General features: G+C 38.2%; 14 protein-coding genes. 10 read left to right on the forward strand and 4 right to left on the reverse strand.

All coding sequences use genetic code 11. The features are described 5' to 3' along the window. Positions 1 to 14 precede the first annotated feature (14 nt). Positions 15 to 224 (reverse strand): hypothetical protein, encoded by a 210-nt coding sequence (locus RE409_RS09200; RefSeq protein WP_201181372.1) that lies wholly within the window; start codon positions 222 to 224, stop codon positions 15 to 17. 315 nt (positions 225 to 539) lie between these two features. Here RE409_RS09200 and tdh point away from each other — a divergent pair, with 315 nt between their 5' ends. The 6 genes from tdh (at position 540) to mutL (ending at position 9590) form a co-directional block, all read left to right on the forward strand. Next, on the forward strand, positions 540 to 1580 hold the full coding sequence (tdh, locus tag RE409_RS09205; RefSeq protein ID WP_201183370.1) for an L-threonine 3-dehydrogenase: 1041 nt from the start codon (positions 540 to 542) through the stop codon (positions 1578 to 1580). Positions 1581 to 1969: 389 nt separating this feature from the next. Further along, a complete protein-coding gene (gene miaB / locus RE409_RS09210) occupies positions 1970 to 3514 on the forward strand; it encodes a tRNA (N6-isopentenyl adenosine(37)-C2)-methylthiotransferase MiaB (protein WP_053345400.1) in 1545 nt (514 codons plus the stop codon). A 1-nt stretch (position 3515) separates the two neighbouring features. Further along, complete coding sequence (locus RE409_RS09215) at positions 3516 to 3944, forward strand: YlbF/YmcA family competence regulator (protein ID WP_053345401.1); 429 nt, start codon at positions 3516 to 3518, stop codon at positions 3942 to 3944. A gap of 212 nt (positions 3945 to 4156) precedes the next feature. Further along, complete coding sequence (locus RE409_RS09220; protein ID WP_056526911.1) at positions 4157 to 4696, forward strand: outer spore coat protein CotE; 540 nt, start codon at positions 4157 to 4159, stop codon at positions 4694 to 4696. 296 nt (positions 4697 to 4992) lie between these two features. Beyond that, positions 4993 to 7620: a DNA mismatch repair protein MutS gene (mutS, locus tag RE409_RS09225; protein ID WP_201221365.1), complete on the forward strand. Its 2628-nt coding sequence runs from the start codon at positions 4993 to 4995 to the stop codon at positions 7618 to 7620. Between the two features lie 23 nt (positions 7621 to 7643). After that, positions 7644 to 9590 (forward strand): DNA mismatch repair endonuclease MutL, encoded by a 1947-nt coding sequence (gene mutL / locus RE409_RS09230; RefSeq protein WP_201181369.1) that lies wholly within the window; start codon positions 7644 to 7646, stop codon positions 9588 to 9590. A gap of 144 nt (positions 9591 to 9734) precedes the next feature. Here mutL and RE409_RS09235 read toward each other — a convergent pair whose 3' ends face one another. Beyond that, positions 9735 to 10136, reverse strand: a complete 402-nt coding sequence (locus tag RE409_RS09235) for a site-specific integrase (protein WP_201181368.1) — start codon at positions 10134 to 10136, stop codon at positions 9735 to 9737. Between RE409_RS09235 and RE409_RS09240 the strand changes: the two genes are divergently transcribed. Next, positions 10136 to 10279, forward strand: coding sequence for a hypothetical protein (locus tag RE409_RS09240; protein ID WP_309558838.1), 144 nt, complete (start codon positions 10136 to 10138; stop codon positions 10277 to 10279). The two genes, RE409_RS09235 and RE409_RS09240, sit on opposite strands and share 1 nt — an antisense overlap. A gap of 169 nt (positions 10280 to 10448) precedes the next feature. Here RE409_RS09240 and RE409_RS09245 read toward each other — a convergent pair whose 3' ends face one another. Next, positions 10449 to 11144 (reverse strand): hypothetical protein, encoded by a 696-nt coding sequence (locus tag RE409_RS09245; RefSeq protein WP_201221361.1) that lies wholly within the window; start codon positions 11142 to 11144, stop codon positions 10449 to 10451. 338 nt (positions 11145 to 11482) lie between these two features. Here RE409_RS09245 and gpG point away from each other — a divergent pair, with 338 nt between their 5' ends. From gpG to RE409_RS09260, 3 genes are all read left to right on the forward strand, one after another. Then, positions 11483 to 11656 carry a phage tail assembly chaperone G gene (gene gpG / locus RE409_RS09250; RefSeq protein WP_201181366.1) on the forward strand — a complete coding sequence of 58 codons (174 nt, stop codon included), beginning with the start codon at positions 11483 to 11485 and terminating at the stop codon, positions 11654 to 11656. Between the two features lie 230 nt (positions 11657 to 11886). After that, on the forward strand, positions 11887 to 12132 hold the full coding sequence (locus RE409_RS09255; RefSeq protein WP_201221358.1) for a hypothetical protein: 246 nt from the start codon (positions 11887 to 11889) through the stop codon (positions 12130 to 12132). A gap of 165 nt (positions 12133 to 12297) precedes the next feature. After that, complete coding sequence (locus RE409_RS09260; RefSeq protein WP_201221356.1) at positions 12298 to 13827, forward strand: multicopper oxidase family protein; 1530 nt, start codon at positions 12298 to 12300, stop codon at positions 13825 to 13827. A 563-nt stretch (positions 13828 to 14390) separates the two neighbouring features. Here the strand turns inward: RE409_RS09260 and RE409_RS09265 are convergent. Beyond that, complete coding sequence (locus tag RE409_RS09265) at positions 14391 to 15047, reverse strand: cupin domain-containing protein (RefSeq protein WP_309558840.1); 657 nt, start codon at positions 15045 to 15047, stop codon at positions 14391 to 14393. Positions 15048 to 15310 lie beyond the last annotated feature (263 nt).

Here is a 15310-nt window from a genome sequence, read left to right on the forward strand (position 1 = left end):
CGCTTACTGGTAGCTTAACAATCGTTATGGCATCCGCCGAAGTTACGGTTAAAAGAAACCGCGACCGAAACCGCCACAAAAACCGCCACCGAAACCGAAGCCACAACGATTCCTTCTTCTACAACAACAACGGTCATTGTCGTGATGATGATGATGATGATGGTGACGTTCACAATCGCGGTCACGATCACGATCGCGGTCACGGTCACGATCGCGTCTATCACAGCGTCTCACTCGACGACAGAAATCGTCTTCGTTCCTTTCATGGTGATGGTGGTCACGATTATTATTTTCAGAACATGACATATAAGTCACTCCTTTAATTATTTTTGTTGTACGAGATATCTTATTCAAGAGCGGACAGGATGCTATGGGATCATGACCTTATTAGTGAAAATGTACGATAGCCCTAAGATTATGATTAGTCAATAAAGGTAAAATGGCCCGTACATTAGGAATACTGGTATTTTTTTAATCGGTTTTTCATACCTTTAATATATTCAGGAAAATGTAGCCCTATTTCAGGGGGAGTGTATATGTTGAAAGGGAAAATGAAAGCAGTTGTCAAACATCACCGAGGATATGGGGCACAATTGCAAGCTGTCGACATTCCAGATATTCGTGAAGATGAGGTGTTAATTCGAGTCAAAATGGCTTCAATCTGTGGGACGGATATTCACATTTTCACCTGGGATAAATGGTCACAGGGAAGAGTGAATCCACCATATGTATTTGGGCATGAATTTGCCGGAGAAGTGATTGAGGTAGGGGGGAGGGTGAGTAATGTTTCAGTTGGTGATTACGTTTCCGCCGAAACCCATATCGTGTGCGGTACATGCCGGCAATGTTTAACGGGACAGTTACACATTTGTAAAAATACAAATATTATTGGTCTCGATACACAAGGGTGCTTTGCTGAATATGTAGCTTTGCCAGCCAAGAATCTTTGGAAAAATCCGATTGACATGCCACTTGATATAGCTACGATCCAAGAACCGATGGGAAATGCCGTCCATTCTGTGCTTGCTGGTGAAGTGCTTGGTAAAACGGTGGCGATCATTGGTTGCGGACCAATTGGGCTTATGGCAGTGGCTGTAGCAAAGGCTGCAGGTGCAGATAAAGTTATCGCTCTTGATGTTAATGATTATCGACTTCAGCTGGCAAAAAAGATGGGGGCTTCGCACACAATTCATTCAATCAAGCAAAATCCTCTGGAAATCACGGCAAGACTCACAGATATGGATGGGGTGGATGTGGTCTGCGAAATGAGCGGTAATCCTACGGCCATCGATCAAGGGTTTAAAATGGCTACAAATGGCGGGAGGATATCAATTTTGAGCCTGCCAGCTCAGCCGGTCACGCTTAATATAACGGAGGATATAGTGTTCAAGGGTCTTACTGTCCAAGGAATAACAGGAAGAAAAGTGTTCTCAACCTGGCAGCAGGTTTCGAGCCTGCTAGGGAGTGGGAAAGTTGATGTCACACCGATGATTACGCATCGTTTTTCGCTAAGTGACTTTGAAAAGGGTTTTGAACTGATGATAAAGGGACAGTGTGGTAAGGTACTCTTAATACCTTAGCCAACTTAAAAGGAGGAGAAATGAAGGGTTTTGAATATTAAAAGAAGAAGTAGATGCTTTAAAAAAAGCCGGAAAGGAACTAGGAATATTTTAATTAAGTAAAAGGAAGAGGCTTAGTTCGTCACATGGAATGTGGTGAATTGAGCCTTTTTTAGAACTTATAATTACAGAATTTGTGAAATTTTTCTTACAAATGAAGTAGGCACGACAGAATGATTGTTTCTTGCTGGTAAAAGCTTTATACTATGTTAATGTGGATATATCACACTTAAAAGCTAATATTTACTGGTAATTTTATAAGGAAAATACGTATAAAAATCTTTAGAACAAGACAGGTCTTGAAATAGTTAGGGAAACAAATAAACTAACTATTTTGAAAGGAGATTAACATGAACGAGAAACAACGATTAGAATCACAACAAGTACACGCTGAAAATCCAGCGGACAAAAAATCCGACAAGGACTACAGTAAGTACTTTCAGGCCGTTTATATTCCGCCGTCCTTAAAAGATGCGAAAAAACGAGGTAAAGAAGAAGTCGAATATCATGATGATTTTGCGATTCCAGAAGATTTCCGTGGAATGGGAGAAGGCAAAAAGTTCTACATTCGTACATACGGTTGTCAAATGAATGAACATGATACAGAAGTCATGGCTGGTATCTTCACGGCCCTAGGCTATCAACCGACAAACACGGTAGATGATGCTAACGTCATTTTACTTAACACTTGTGCGATTCGGGAAAATGCAGAGAATAAAGTGTTCGGGGAACTCGGCCATTTAAAATCATTAAAATTGGAACGACCTGATTTATTGCTTGGTGTTTGTGGTTGTATGTCTCAAGAAGAATCAGTTGTAAAAAGAATCCTTGAGAAACATCATTTTGTTGATATGATTTTCGGAACTCACAACATTCATCGTCTACCCCAAATTCTAAATGAAGCTTATCTTTCAAAGGAAATGGTCATTGAGGTTTGGTCTAAAGAAGGCGATGTAATTGAGAACCTTCCGAAAGTGCGTAAAGGCAAAACGAAAGCATGGGTCAATATCATGTATGGCTGCGATAAATTTTGTACTTACTGCATCGTGCCTTTCACGAGGGGAAAAGAAAGAAGCCGCCGTCCGGAAGATATCATTCAGGAAGTTCGTCATTTAGCGGCACAAGGATATAAAGAAATAACACTGCTTGGTCAAAATGTGAATGCATATGGTAAAGATTTTACGGATATTAAATACCGTCTCGGTGATTTGATGGATGAAATCCGCAAGATTGATATTCCGCGTATTCGTTTTACAACTAGTCATCCACGTGACTTTGATGATCACTTGATTGAAGTCCTAGCAAAAGGTGGTAATCTTGTAGACCACATCCATCTTCCTGTTCAATCAGGAAGTACGGAAACGCTTAAGATTATGGCTCGTAAATATACGCGCGAACAATATTTAGAGCTAGTTAGAAAAATAAAAGAAGCGATCCCAACTGCATCTTTAACAACAGACATCATTGTCGGCTATCCGAATGAAACGGAAGAGCATTTTGAAGAAACAATGTCTTTATACCGAGAAGTCGGTTTCGACGCTGCTTATACCTTCATTTATTCACCACGCGAGGGAACACCAGCCGCGAAAATGCAGGATAATGTACCGATGGAAGTAAAAAAAGAACGCCTGCAACGCTTGAATGCCCTTGTTAATGAAACGTGTGCGTTAAAAATGAAAGAGTATGATGGACAGATTGTAGAAGTCCTTGTAGAAGGAGAAAGCAAGAAGAATCCGGATGTGTTAGCAGGTTATACAACGAAAAATAAGCTTGTGAACTTCAAAGGACCAAAATCTGCCATTGGCCAAATCGTAAAGGTGAAAATCACTGGAACGAAAACATGGTCATTAAATGGGGATATGGTTGAAGAAGCTACAGCAATTGAGGTGGAGTAAAATGACGAAATATACAAAAGACGATATTTTAACAAAAGCGGCAGAGTTGGCTGAAATGATTGCCAGCACAGAAGAAGTCGATTTCTTTAAACGGGCGGAAGCTCACATCAACGAAAACCAAAAAATCCGTGAAATGATCGCGAGCATCAAAAGCTTGCAAAAGCAGGCTGTTAACTTCCAACATTATGGAAAAGAGAAAGCATACGGCCAAGTACAGGCCAAAATTGATGCACTTGAAAAACAATTAGACGAACTTCCGATTGTCCAAGAATTCAAACAATCCCAAGTTGATGTAAATGATCTTTTACAAATGGTCTCCTCACAAGTTTCTAATAAGGTGACGGATTTAATTATTGAATCAACCGAAGGAGACATCCTTCGCGGTGAAACAGGTTCGCAGGTACAGGCTGGCGGCGGAAGCTGTTCATAAACTTTTCTAAAACCCTTCTGATTTCAGGAGGGCTTTTTTATACTCGTAAATCCTTATACAGTGCCCATTCGTGACACATATCCCAAAACATGCGCATAAAATAACCTAGGTTTAAAACAATACAGCAGTTTTCAAACAATAAAAATTCTACGCACACTAGACTTTTACCACGCATAGGATGAATGGAAACTGTATGAGGAGGGTTCGCTAGCATGTCACAATATAGAGAGATAATTACTAAAGCGGTGGTGGCAAAGGGACGGAAATTCACAAAGTCCTCACACACCATTTGCCCGGCTCATCATCCTTCTAGCATTCTAGGTTGTTGGATCATCAACCATAAATACGATGCAAAGAAAGTCGGCAAAAAGGTAGAAATTCACGGCAGCTACGAAATCAACGTTTGGTATTCCTATAACCATAATTCAAAGACGGAAGTTGTTACTGAAAAAGTACAATATACCGACGTGATTTCGCTGAAATACCGTGATCCGGATTGTCATGATGACCATGAAATCGTTGCACAAGCTGTCCAACAGCCTAATTGTTTAGAAGCTTGCATCTCCCCATGTGGACAAAAAATCATTGTCCATGTGGAAAGAGAATTCTTTGTAGAAGTCGTCGGCGAAACAAAAATTTGTGTCGCTGTAAATCCAGATGGCCGCTGTGAGGATGACTGGGGCTCTGATTTCGATGATGAGGAATTCGAAGATTTAGATCCGGATTTCCTAGATGAATTCGAAGACGAATAGACGAATAGAATATAGAAAGTCACTACCGGATGACATTCCCTTCATCCGGTTTTATTTAATTTGAAGAGGGACAGGCTTTATGCAGGCATATTGATATACCAGTCCCAATAAGTTTACGGATAAAATGTTAAGTTTTACTTGTTAATACCTGTAGAGAATTAGTGAATTTATCGGCTTTACTCACAGGTTCAGGGATTTACCATGCAATATCGAATACAGGCAATGTTGCTTTCCCATATGTTATAATAAAAGACATATGTGAGTAATAGATTTTAGTTAGGAAAGGTTTTGAAGGAATGGCTGGATATACTCCGATGATTCAACAATATTTAAAAATTAAGGCAGAGTATCAGGATGCCTTTTTATTTTTTCGTTTAGGCGATTTTTATGAAATGTTTTTTGATGACGCGCTGAATGCGTCACAGGAGCTCGAAATAACATTAACGAGCCGAGAAGGTGGAAGTGAAGACCGAATTCCAATGTGCGGGATTCCGTATCATTCGGCGGCTAATTATATTGATATATTGATAGAAAAAGGATTTAAAGTGGCGATTTGTGAACAGACAGAAGATCCTAAGCAAGCCAAAGGGGTAGTTCGCAGGGAAGTTGTCCAGCTGATTACGCCGGGAACGAAAATGGATAGCAAGGGTCTTCGTGAAAAAGAAAACAATTACATTGCGACGATCACTCATTTTTCTAATGACCAGTTTGGTTTTGGATACAACGATTTATCGACAGGTGAAAATAAGGTCACTTTGATTGAGAACTTTGATGAGGTACTGAATGAATTTGCCATCCTTGGTGCGAGCGAAGTTGTTATTGCTGCTGATTTTAATGAAGAATGGAAAAAGAAACTTCAGGAACGGGGCGCTGCCGCTTTATCATTAGAGGACAATTTGGAACATAGTGAGTCGTTCGTTCCTTTACTGCATCTATTAAAGGACGAAAAGCAGATGACAACGACCTCTCGTTTATTGAATTATTTATATCGTACCCAAAAACGAAGTCTTGATCATTTGCAGCCGGTTCTTGCATATGAGACGTCACACTATATGAAAATTGATTATTATAGCAAACGAAATTTGGAATTGACCGAAACCATCCGTTCCAAAGGTAAAAAAGGATCATTATTATGGCTTCTTGATGAAACGAAAACAGCAATGGGTGGACGTATGCTTAAGCAGTGGATTGACAGACCACTCATTAATAAAAAACAAATTGAGCGGAGACAAAGTCTTGTTGAAACACTGAAAAGTCAATACTTCGAACGTCAAGACCTCCGTGAGCGCCTGAAGGAAGTGTACGATTTGGAGCGGCTTGCCGGACGGGTCGCCTTTGGAAATGTTAACGCGCGGGACTTGATCCAGTTGAAACGTTCGTTGCAACAGGTGCCTGTCATCCGTGAAATTGTAAAGTCAATGGCCTCTAATCAGGATATTTCTGTTCTTGCCGATAAATTGGATCCATGTGAAGAAGTGACAGATTTGCTCGAAACTGCGCTTGTTGAAAACCCGCCGTTGTCCGTTAAGGAAGGGAATATTATTCGAGATGGTTTCCACACTGAGCTGGATACATACCGAGATGCCAGTAGGAACGGAAAAACTTGGATTGCTCAGCTTGAACGAGAGGAACGGGAACGCACAGGGATTAGGTCATTGAAAATCGGTTATAACCGTGTGTTCGGTTATTATATTGAAGTCACCCGGGCTAATCTGCATCTGCTTGAAGAGGGGCGCTATGAACGGAAGCAGACTTTAACGAATGCTGAACGTTATATCACACCTGAATTAAAAGAAAAAGAAGCGTTAATTTTACAAGCCGAGGAAAAAAGCATCGGTTTAGAATATGACTTATTCCTCAATCTTCGCGAAGAGATAAAAAGCTATATCCCGCGTTTACAAGATCTAGCGAAAGGCGTCAGTGAGCTAGACGTTCTACAGTGCTTTGCCACTATTAGCGAAGAGCGTCATTATGTGAAGCCGGTCTTTTCAGAGAATCGAAGAATTGTTTTGAAGGAAGGACGACATCCTGTAGTCGAAAAAGTGCTTCAATCACAGGAGTATGTCCCAAATGACTGTTTTATGGATAGCGAACGTGAACTACTCTTAATTACAGGTCCGAATATGTCCGGGAAAAGTACGTATATGCGTCAGATTGCGTTAACATCTATTCTGGCACAGATTGGCTGTTTTGTATCAGCAACTACAGCTGAATTACCTATTTTTGATAAAGTGTTTACTAGGATTGGAGCGGCCGATGATCTGATTTCCGGCCAGAGTACGTTTATGGTCGAGATGCTCGAAGCAAGAAATGCGATCACTAATGCGACTGAAAACAGTCTGATTTTATTTGATGAAATTGGACGTGGGACCTCCACTTACGATGGTATGGCACTTGCTCAGGCCATCATAGAATATATTCATGAAGAAATTGGAGCAAAGACACTCTTTTCAACACACTATCACGAATTGACTGTACTCGCATCGGAGCTACCTAAATTGAAAAATATCCATGTTAGTGCAATTGAGCAAAATGGAAATGTTGTCTTCCTTCATAAAATAAAAGAAGGACCAGCAGATAAAAGTTATGGAATTCATGTGGCTAAGCTTGCTGATTTGCCGAAACAGTTAATTGACCGTGCAGCAGATATTTTAGCACAGCTAGAAAATGAAAATGGCCAAGCAAAGGAATTGCCTGCACAGCCAGCCGTTGTTTCAAAAGAACAAATTACTGAAACTGCTCCTAAAGCTGAGGTCAATGAGGCACAGCTATCCTTTTTCAGAGAAGAGGCTCCTAAAGAAAAAATAAGTTCTTCTCCTAAGGAAAAAAAGGTGCTCGATGACATTAAATCGCTTGATATCCTGGAAATGACACCACTTGAAGCGATGAATATTCTTTATAAATTGCAAAAGAAACTAAAATGAAATATTGAAGTGAGGCGATGAAAATGGGAAAAATCATACAGCTTGACGAGGCTTTATCGAATAAAATCGCTGCTGGCGAAGTTGTTGAACGCCCTGCCTCAGTCGTGAAGGAACTTGTGGAAAATGCCATAGATGCTAACAGTACCATCATAGAAATCGAACTAGTGGAGGCTGGACTTGGTTCTATCCGAATTGTAGACAATGGAGATGGGATATTAGCTGATGATATTGAGGCAGCTTTTAAACGTCATGCTACAAGTAAAATAAAAGATGAGAATGACCTTTTCCGGATTCGGACGCTTGGTTTCCGAGGCGAAGCTATGCCGAGTATCGCTTCAGTTTCCCGTTTCGAACTGAAAAGCTGCACAGGTGAAGGAGTAGGAACACGTATACTTCTTGAAGGGGGCATCGTTAAGGAACTCGAAGCTTCTTCCAGTCGGAAAGGTACGGATATCATGGTTTCCGACTTGTTTTACAATACACCTGCCCGGTTGAAATATATGAAAACAATTCATACCGAACTCGGTAATATTACGGATGTCGCTAACCGGCTGGCACTTTCCCACCCGGATGTTTCGATTCGTTTATCACACAATGAGAAGCGTATCCTGCATACGAATGGTAATGGGGATGTGCGGCAAGTACTAGCAGCAATCTACGGTATGAATATCGCGAAAAAGATGATTCCGATTCAGGCAAGCTCTTTGGACTTCACTCTATCTGGATATATCGTTATGCCCGAGGTCACTCGTGCCTCACGGAATTATATATCAACGATGATAAACGGTAGGTTTATTAAAAACTATGCACTTGTGAAAGCAATCTTGGATGGATATCATACGCTTCTTCCTATTGGACGTTTCCCGATTGCTTTATTAAATATTGAAATGGATCCAATTTTGGTCGATGTCAACGTTCATCCATCTAAAATGGAGGTAAGGCTTAGTAAGGAACAGGAATTGTACAATCTTGTGTCGGAAACAATTAAATCTGCTTTCAAAAAACTGTCTTTAATTCCAAGTGGATATACACCCTCACCAAAGCTGGAACAGGTAAAAAGTGAGCAAACTACGCTAGATTTAGATCATGTCGTGGAAAGCGGGAAGCGGGTCCTTGAAGAAGCAAAGAAAGAAGCCTCACTCCTGAAGAATACCTTGATTCGAGAAAATCAGGAACAGAAGAACTATCAAGATCCTGTTGAAGAAATCGTGAATATCGAACCAATAGAGGAATTAGTTTACAGAAGTGACGAACAGCAGCAAATGGAAGACACGTATATCCCGGTCATTCCGGAAGACGAAAGAAGACCATATTTCGAATCCGCAAAAGGGTATACAACATATACAGTCGAACAAGAGGAAGAGATCGAAATCGATGAATCGGCAAGCCGCATCCCGCCCATGTACCCTATAGGGCAAATGCATGGTACGTATATTTTCGCCCAAAACGAAAAAGGCTTGTATATCATCGACCAGCACGCTGCCCAGGAACGGATTAAATACGAATATTTTAAAGAAAAAGTCGGACGTGTCGAAAACGAGCTACAGGATATGCTGGTTCCCATCACACTTGAGTTCTCGACCGACCAATGTATCCGAATCAATGAATACCAGCATGAACTAGAAAAAGTAGGCGTCTATTTAGAGGAGTTCGGCTATAATGCCTATATAGTTCGGTCACACCCTCAGTGGTTTCCTAAAGGTATTGAACAGGAAATCCTTGAAGAAATGATTGAACAATTGTTATCTATGAAAAAAGTCGACATCAAAAAACTCCGCGAAGAAGCGGCGATCATGATGAGCTGTAAAGCCTCTATAAAGGCAAACCGTCATCTGCGGAATGACGAAATTCAAGCACTATTAGATGAACTAAGACAAACAACAGACCCATTCACCTGCCCACACGGAAGACCTATCATCATCTCATATTCGATTTATGAGATGGAGAAGATGTTCAAGCGGGTTATGTAATTATAAACGCTGGTGAACCCTTTATTTACAAGGGATCTCCAGCGTTATTTTGGTGAAATGACCACTAAATGACCACATTTATTGGTCTATGCTCTTTTTACCTAGAGCTTTTGAAAAGTTCTCTGCTGAAGAGTCCTGTATATTCTAAGTAACATGACTATATTTATCTAAGGTTATAGAAACATTTGAATGTCCTAATCTTTCTGATACCACTTTAGAATTTTCTCCGATCTCCAACATTATAGTTGCATGTGTATGTCGTAAATCATGAAATCGAATCCTCTTCATTCCTGCAAGCTTACTATCATAAAGAAACTGCTTGAGTATCGTATTGGGATTGACTGGTTCTCCGCCAAAAGCAGAAACGACAAAGTGATCCTCTATTAACTTCAACCCCACTTTTAATAGTTGTGCCTGTTTCTTATTCCTTTTTCCGTTATGTGTTTTAGGTGTTTGTAAAACAAGACCTTGACCTGAAATATAATAAAGGGAGTGCTGCACAAAAATTTTCTTTTTGTTAAAATCCATATCCTTCCATTTTATCAATGGAATACATGTGGTGGTGTTCCTATGCAGCTAAGGATGGAAGACCAAAACAAGTTTCCAATTTGGGTAAGTGTATTTGGAAATTAAAAAATGCTGTATATGGCAATATTTTTTTGTATGTAAAATTAGCCGAAAATATATAAAAATATGTATATTTTTCGACTTATAAAAATGTTCAATTAGGTACTAAAGTGCCAGTTCACCGTTCGCTAAACAAAGACATCATCTCAACTTGTTCTATATCACTCTTTTATTACGATATCTTGCTTTGAAAAAGCGTACTCCAATCAAATAATTTTTTAATTCTGTGTACTAACAACTGTACTTGAACTTAGGCTCTGTCTGAATATAAAAGGCATTTCTTACTTGTGCACTCCAATTTGCAAAGGCTGATCTCCATTCAGGAGTGTTAAAGAATTGATCTACAGTTTGAGTTTCAGAATGCCAAACTATAAATAGGTTGAGTGGGGCAATTCCTCCTGCCCAAATTCCATTATTTGCGTCAGTATCTTCTTCCCTTACTAATAATAAGGGTAGACCAAATTGAAAAGCCATTGAAGGTTCTACTTGTGAATAAACTGATCCTTCCCAGAACGGAGTGGATGGTGGAAGGGGTCCCTCATTGACGCCAACTGTCTTAATTTGAAAACGACGGAGGTTTACTGCCAACATTCCATAGCTTGATGAAACTAACCGACGAATATCGGTTAAAATGGCTTCGGGATAACTTTCGCTTAAAGGTAATGTACGTGGAAAAAGCAAAGCATTCTCAATCTCAAAAATTAGACGGTTTAGAAACTGTCGTTGGTTATCATTTAAATGAGTTGTCGTACTTAAAAATATGGGAATACGATAAGCACGGTCAATACACTCTTGGTGTGCCGATGATGAATATACTTCTTCCTTTAAAGGTTCATTTTTAGAATTGCTTGAGGAATCTGTACCTTTATTATCTTTATATTTATCTTTATCTTTATATTTATTTTTATCACTACCCACTTTTCTCATCTCCTTTTTTAATTAATATATGGGAAGGGATTAAGTATTGATTGGACATAACAATCTGACTTCTATCCCTTTTTTTGATAAGGACTTTAAAGAACAAAAACTAATAATTTATGCCTAAATTTGATTTTTTTGTTTTAAACCTACAGACTGATTAGTATTTGTACTATCAAATCAGGGTGACGATGGAAAAGGAGGATTATAAGATTTTCCGATTAAACCAGCAGGAATCTATTTTGGATTAAATAAAATAATGAAGACCACAATAAGTGGTCCCTTTTATTTGTTCAAAAATCAACATTAATGTTTAACAAAGCCTAATAACGAAGGGATGTTTTGAAATGGCAAATTTAAAAAGAAACATGATCGAATTGGTAAAAGAAGTGAAGGAAGCTGAAATTGAAACGGTAAAGTATCTCACACCTGAATTTATTCCTTTTTCTGTAGTTTATGAAGCAATCGATATGACACAAGAAATTGATAAAAGCGAAGAGGCTAAAAGTGCTGCATCTTAAAAAGAATTGATTGATAAACTGTTAGATTTTGTAGCAAACAAGATTTATAACAAGCAAAAGAAGAACTATTCAATGGCCTTCATGCCCCAGATGATATCCAAACCCTGCAAGAACAAATTATTTTTGTGCACAGGGCCGTCAAAATGATGAAACAAATAAGTTTTTGGCGGTGAGAAGCACCCATAAGCCGAATAGTTCTTTTTATTTTGTATACAAATGGGGTGAAAAAGATGAATGTTTCAATTGGGTTATTGATCACTCTTATTGGTTCATTATGTACGGAAACAGGGGCTGTCCTAGGATTGTTAACATATAGCCGAAATAGAAAAAACGATATCAAAAGTAATGTCAAAAATGATGCTACAGAATCGGCAATCATTAGAACAAAGTTAGACAATATTGGTCAATCAGGTGATTTAATTAGGATAGATTTTAAAGCATGTGATCAACCTTGGACTGCATTATTAGAAAGTTAGTTCTTTGATGAAGAACTAAATAACTTACTAAAGCCCCTATTGTATAAAGTATATTGAATATGTTGTGAGAAATATCTCATTGAATCAATTTGAATTTGTCATACAAAGCTTGTAATTTTTATAACCTTAGAAAGAAGTTAATTATGATCAGAAAGGAGCGGAAATATGCTTCTCTCTAAATTTGTAGATGAACTTCCTATCCCACCTATTTTAAAAGCTCGATGGAAAGATCAATTTCATACTTATTATGAAGTGAATATGACAGAATTTAAACAATCACTCCATAGTGAGTTAAATGATACAACTGTATGGGGCTATGAAGGCAGCTATCCAGGACCTACAATTGAAGTAGAGAGCGGAGAAAAAGTGTTTATCAAATGGATCAACAATCTTCCAGAAAAACATCTTTTGCCGGTAGACTATACGGTACATGGTGCCCATTTGGATGTACCAGAAGTACGAACGGTAGTACATGTTCATGGCGCTAGTGTTGAACCGGAAAGTGATGGCTACCCGGAGGCTTGGTTTACAAAAGGATTCAAACAAGTGGGTCCATATTTTAGAAAGCAAATATATCAATATGATAATAACATGCGGGCTTGCAACCTCTGGTATCATGATCATTCACTTGGTATCACAAGACTCAATGTATATTCTGGATTGGCAGGGTTTTACTTTGTAAGAGAGCAACGGGAAAGGTTATTAAATTTACCAGCTGGTCAATACGAAATCCCACTTATGATTCAAGACAAAACCTTTAATTATGATGGTTCTCTTTATTACCCAAGAAAGCCAAAAAAACCAGTTGTGGAATTAGAAACATCGATAGTTCCTGAATTTTTTGGGAATACAATCCTAGTGAATGGCAAAGTATGGCCCTTTTTAAAAGTGGAACCACGTAAATATCGATTTAGGCTGCTTAATGCATCTAACACCCGTTTCTATAGGTTCAAGCTTGATTCGGGACAACTTATTTATCAAATCGGAACGGATGGAGGATTAATGGAATATCCGATAGGAGTCAAAGAAATCATATTGGCACCTGCAGAAAGAGCAGATGTCATCATTGATTTTACCAATCTTGAGGAAATGAATATTATCGTGAAAAATGACGCTCCCGCACCTTTTCCAGATGGGGATCCTGCAAATGCAGTAGGTATAGTGATGGAATTTAGAGTCTCTCTTCCTCTTACAAGTATTGATACCAGTGTTATTCCGTCGTATATGGAGCCTTTTCCAAAGATTATTGAACAGTCGGCTTCAAAGGAGAGATACTTAACTTTAAATGATAATATGGATCAGTACGGACGGGAATTCATGTTATTAGATAATAAACCGTGGGATGCTCCTATTACAGAAAATCCAAAATTGGGATCAACCGAAATATGGTATCTAATTAACTTAACTACAGATACACACCCTATTCATCTTCACTTAATTGATTTTCAAATATTAGACCGGAGAGATTTCGATGTAGAAAAGTATAACAAGGAGAGAATTATCCATTATACGGGCCCCGCGTTGCCACCCGAACCACAAGAACGAGGAGGGAAGGATACAGTTAGAGCTAATCCTAAACAAGTAACTCGAATTATCATGAAGTTTGGTCCCTATACAGGATTGTATGTTTGGCACTGTCATATATTGGAGCACGAGGATTATGAGATGATGAGACCATATATTGTTATCCGATAATAGACTGTATCCTGTCAATCCTCAATGCACGCTAGGGTATATTTTAATACAGAGCATGCGATTTTTTTGAATGTATTCAAGGAGATTGGAAGCGTAATATAAAATCTAGTGATAAAGTTACTTTTACTCATTTACTTAATTTTATCAATCCTATGTACTCATGACTTTTCATTTCCGAATAGAAAATTTGTGGTCATTTTTGTGGTCATTCATATTATGGTGGTCACCCAATGTGTTAATAAGTATTATTAAATCCAGCACATACTTGGATACGATTATTCAATACTAGGATTTATCTTTTTCAAATTTCATATTCCGACTAGTTTCTTCTATAATATATGAGAATTAAAAAATTGATTCCTCTCTATAATTTAGTGGAGTGTAGCGAAAATATATGAAATCGACTTTTTAAAAGAGTCATGTAATTAATAGCAATGGAGAACCCTTTTTATATAGGGTTCTCCATTGTTTTTTGAATGAAAAAATCATTTAATAACACCTATTTATTTTTCTAAACCTGTCTTTCAAATTTTTTAAAAAATTATCAGAAGATGAGTAAACTTTTAGTAAAAATAATACTGAGGATTAGATGGAATTTGATAGTTATATGCCGGAGTTGTATACATTTGGTTTTCATAGTGATTTATATACTGCTGCGGATATTGATGTGTAGCCCCTTCACTAGCTCTGTTGCAGTTAGCAGGTGGACCAATAAATGTTGCTGGTTTGACTGGTGCAATTGCTTTTTTCCATTGGTTTTCATCCATGCAATAGGTATGCGCCATAATATCCGGAGGTGTCAATTTCAAGATATCCGAACCAAGAATTACTTCGGGCGTTGGTGCATTAAAAATAGCAAGTAGATGTGTGTCATCAACAGTCGCCACTTCATAATGCCACCAACCTTGTGGAACGTTGGCTACTTGACCAGGTGTAATAGGATAATTCTGTATTTGTTTTGTAAAAGGATTCAGTAATGAAACAGTTGCAGCTCCAGAAATACAGTAAACTAGTTCTGCAGCATTTTGGTGATAATGCGGTTCCACCACATTGTTGACGCTCAGGAAAATATCTAGTAAAGACGTATTTTCAAGTGTGTTCAATTGTTTGACACTTAATACATTTATATAATTTTGATTATCTTTTTTTACGAGGAGACTTTTATTTATATCAAAAGTGAATTGTGTTGATGGTGAAGTGTAGTCCATATATGAAACCATAGTATATCATTCCTTTTAAAAATCGAAGTTTAATGCAGGATATGTATATATTCATTTTAATGTGCAAATGCCTAGTTAAAAATAAATTGTTGTACAGTTTGTAACAAATGCAAATGGGAATCCGATGTAAGAGTAATATAATAATTAATTCACCTAAGGTGTTTATAAAATAAAAGCACTTCAATTTAATACTATTAATTTAAATAATATAAAAAGTTCAGGCGTATAATTTCAAACGTCTGAACTTTATTTAATTGGTTATA

This window comes from Peribacillus sp. R9-11 (assembly GCF_031345095.1).
Taxonomy (GTDB): Bacteria; Bacillota; Bacilli; order Bacillales; family DSM-1321; genus Peribacillus; species Peribacillus butanolivorans.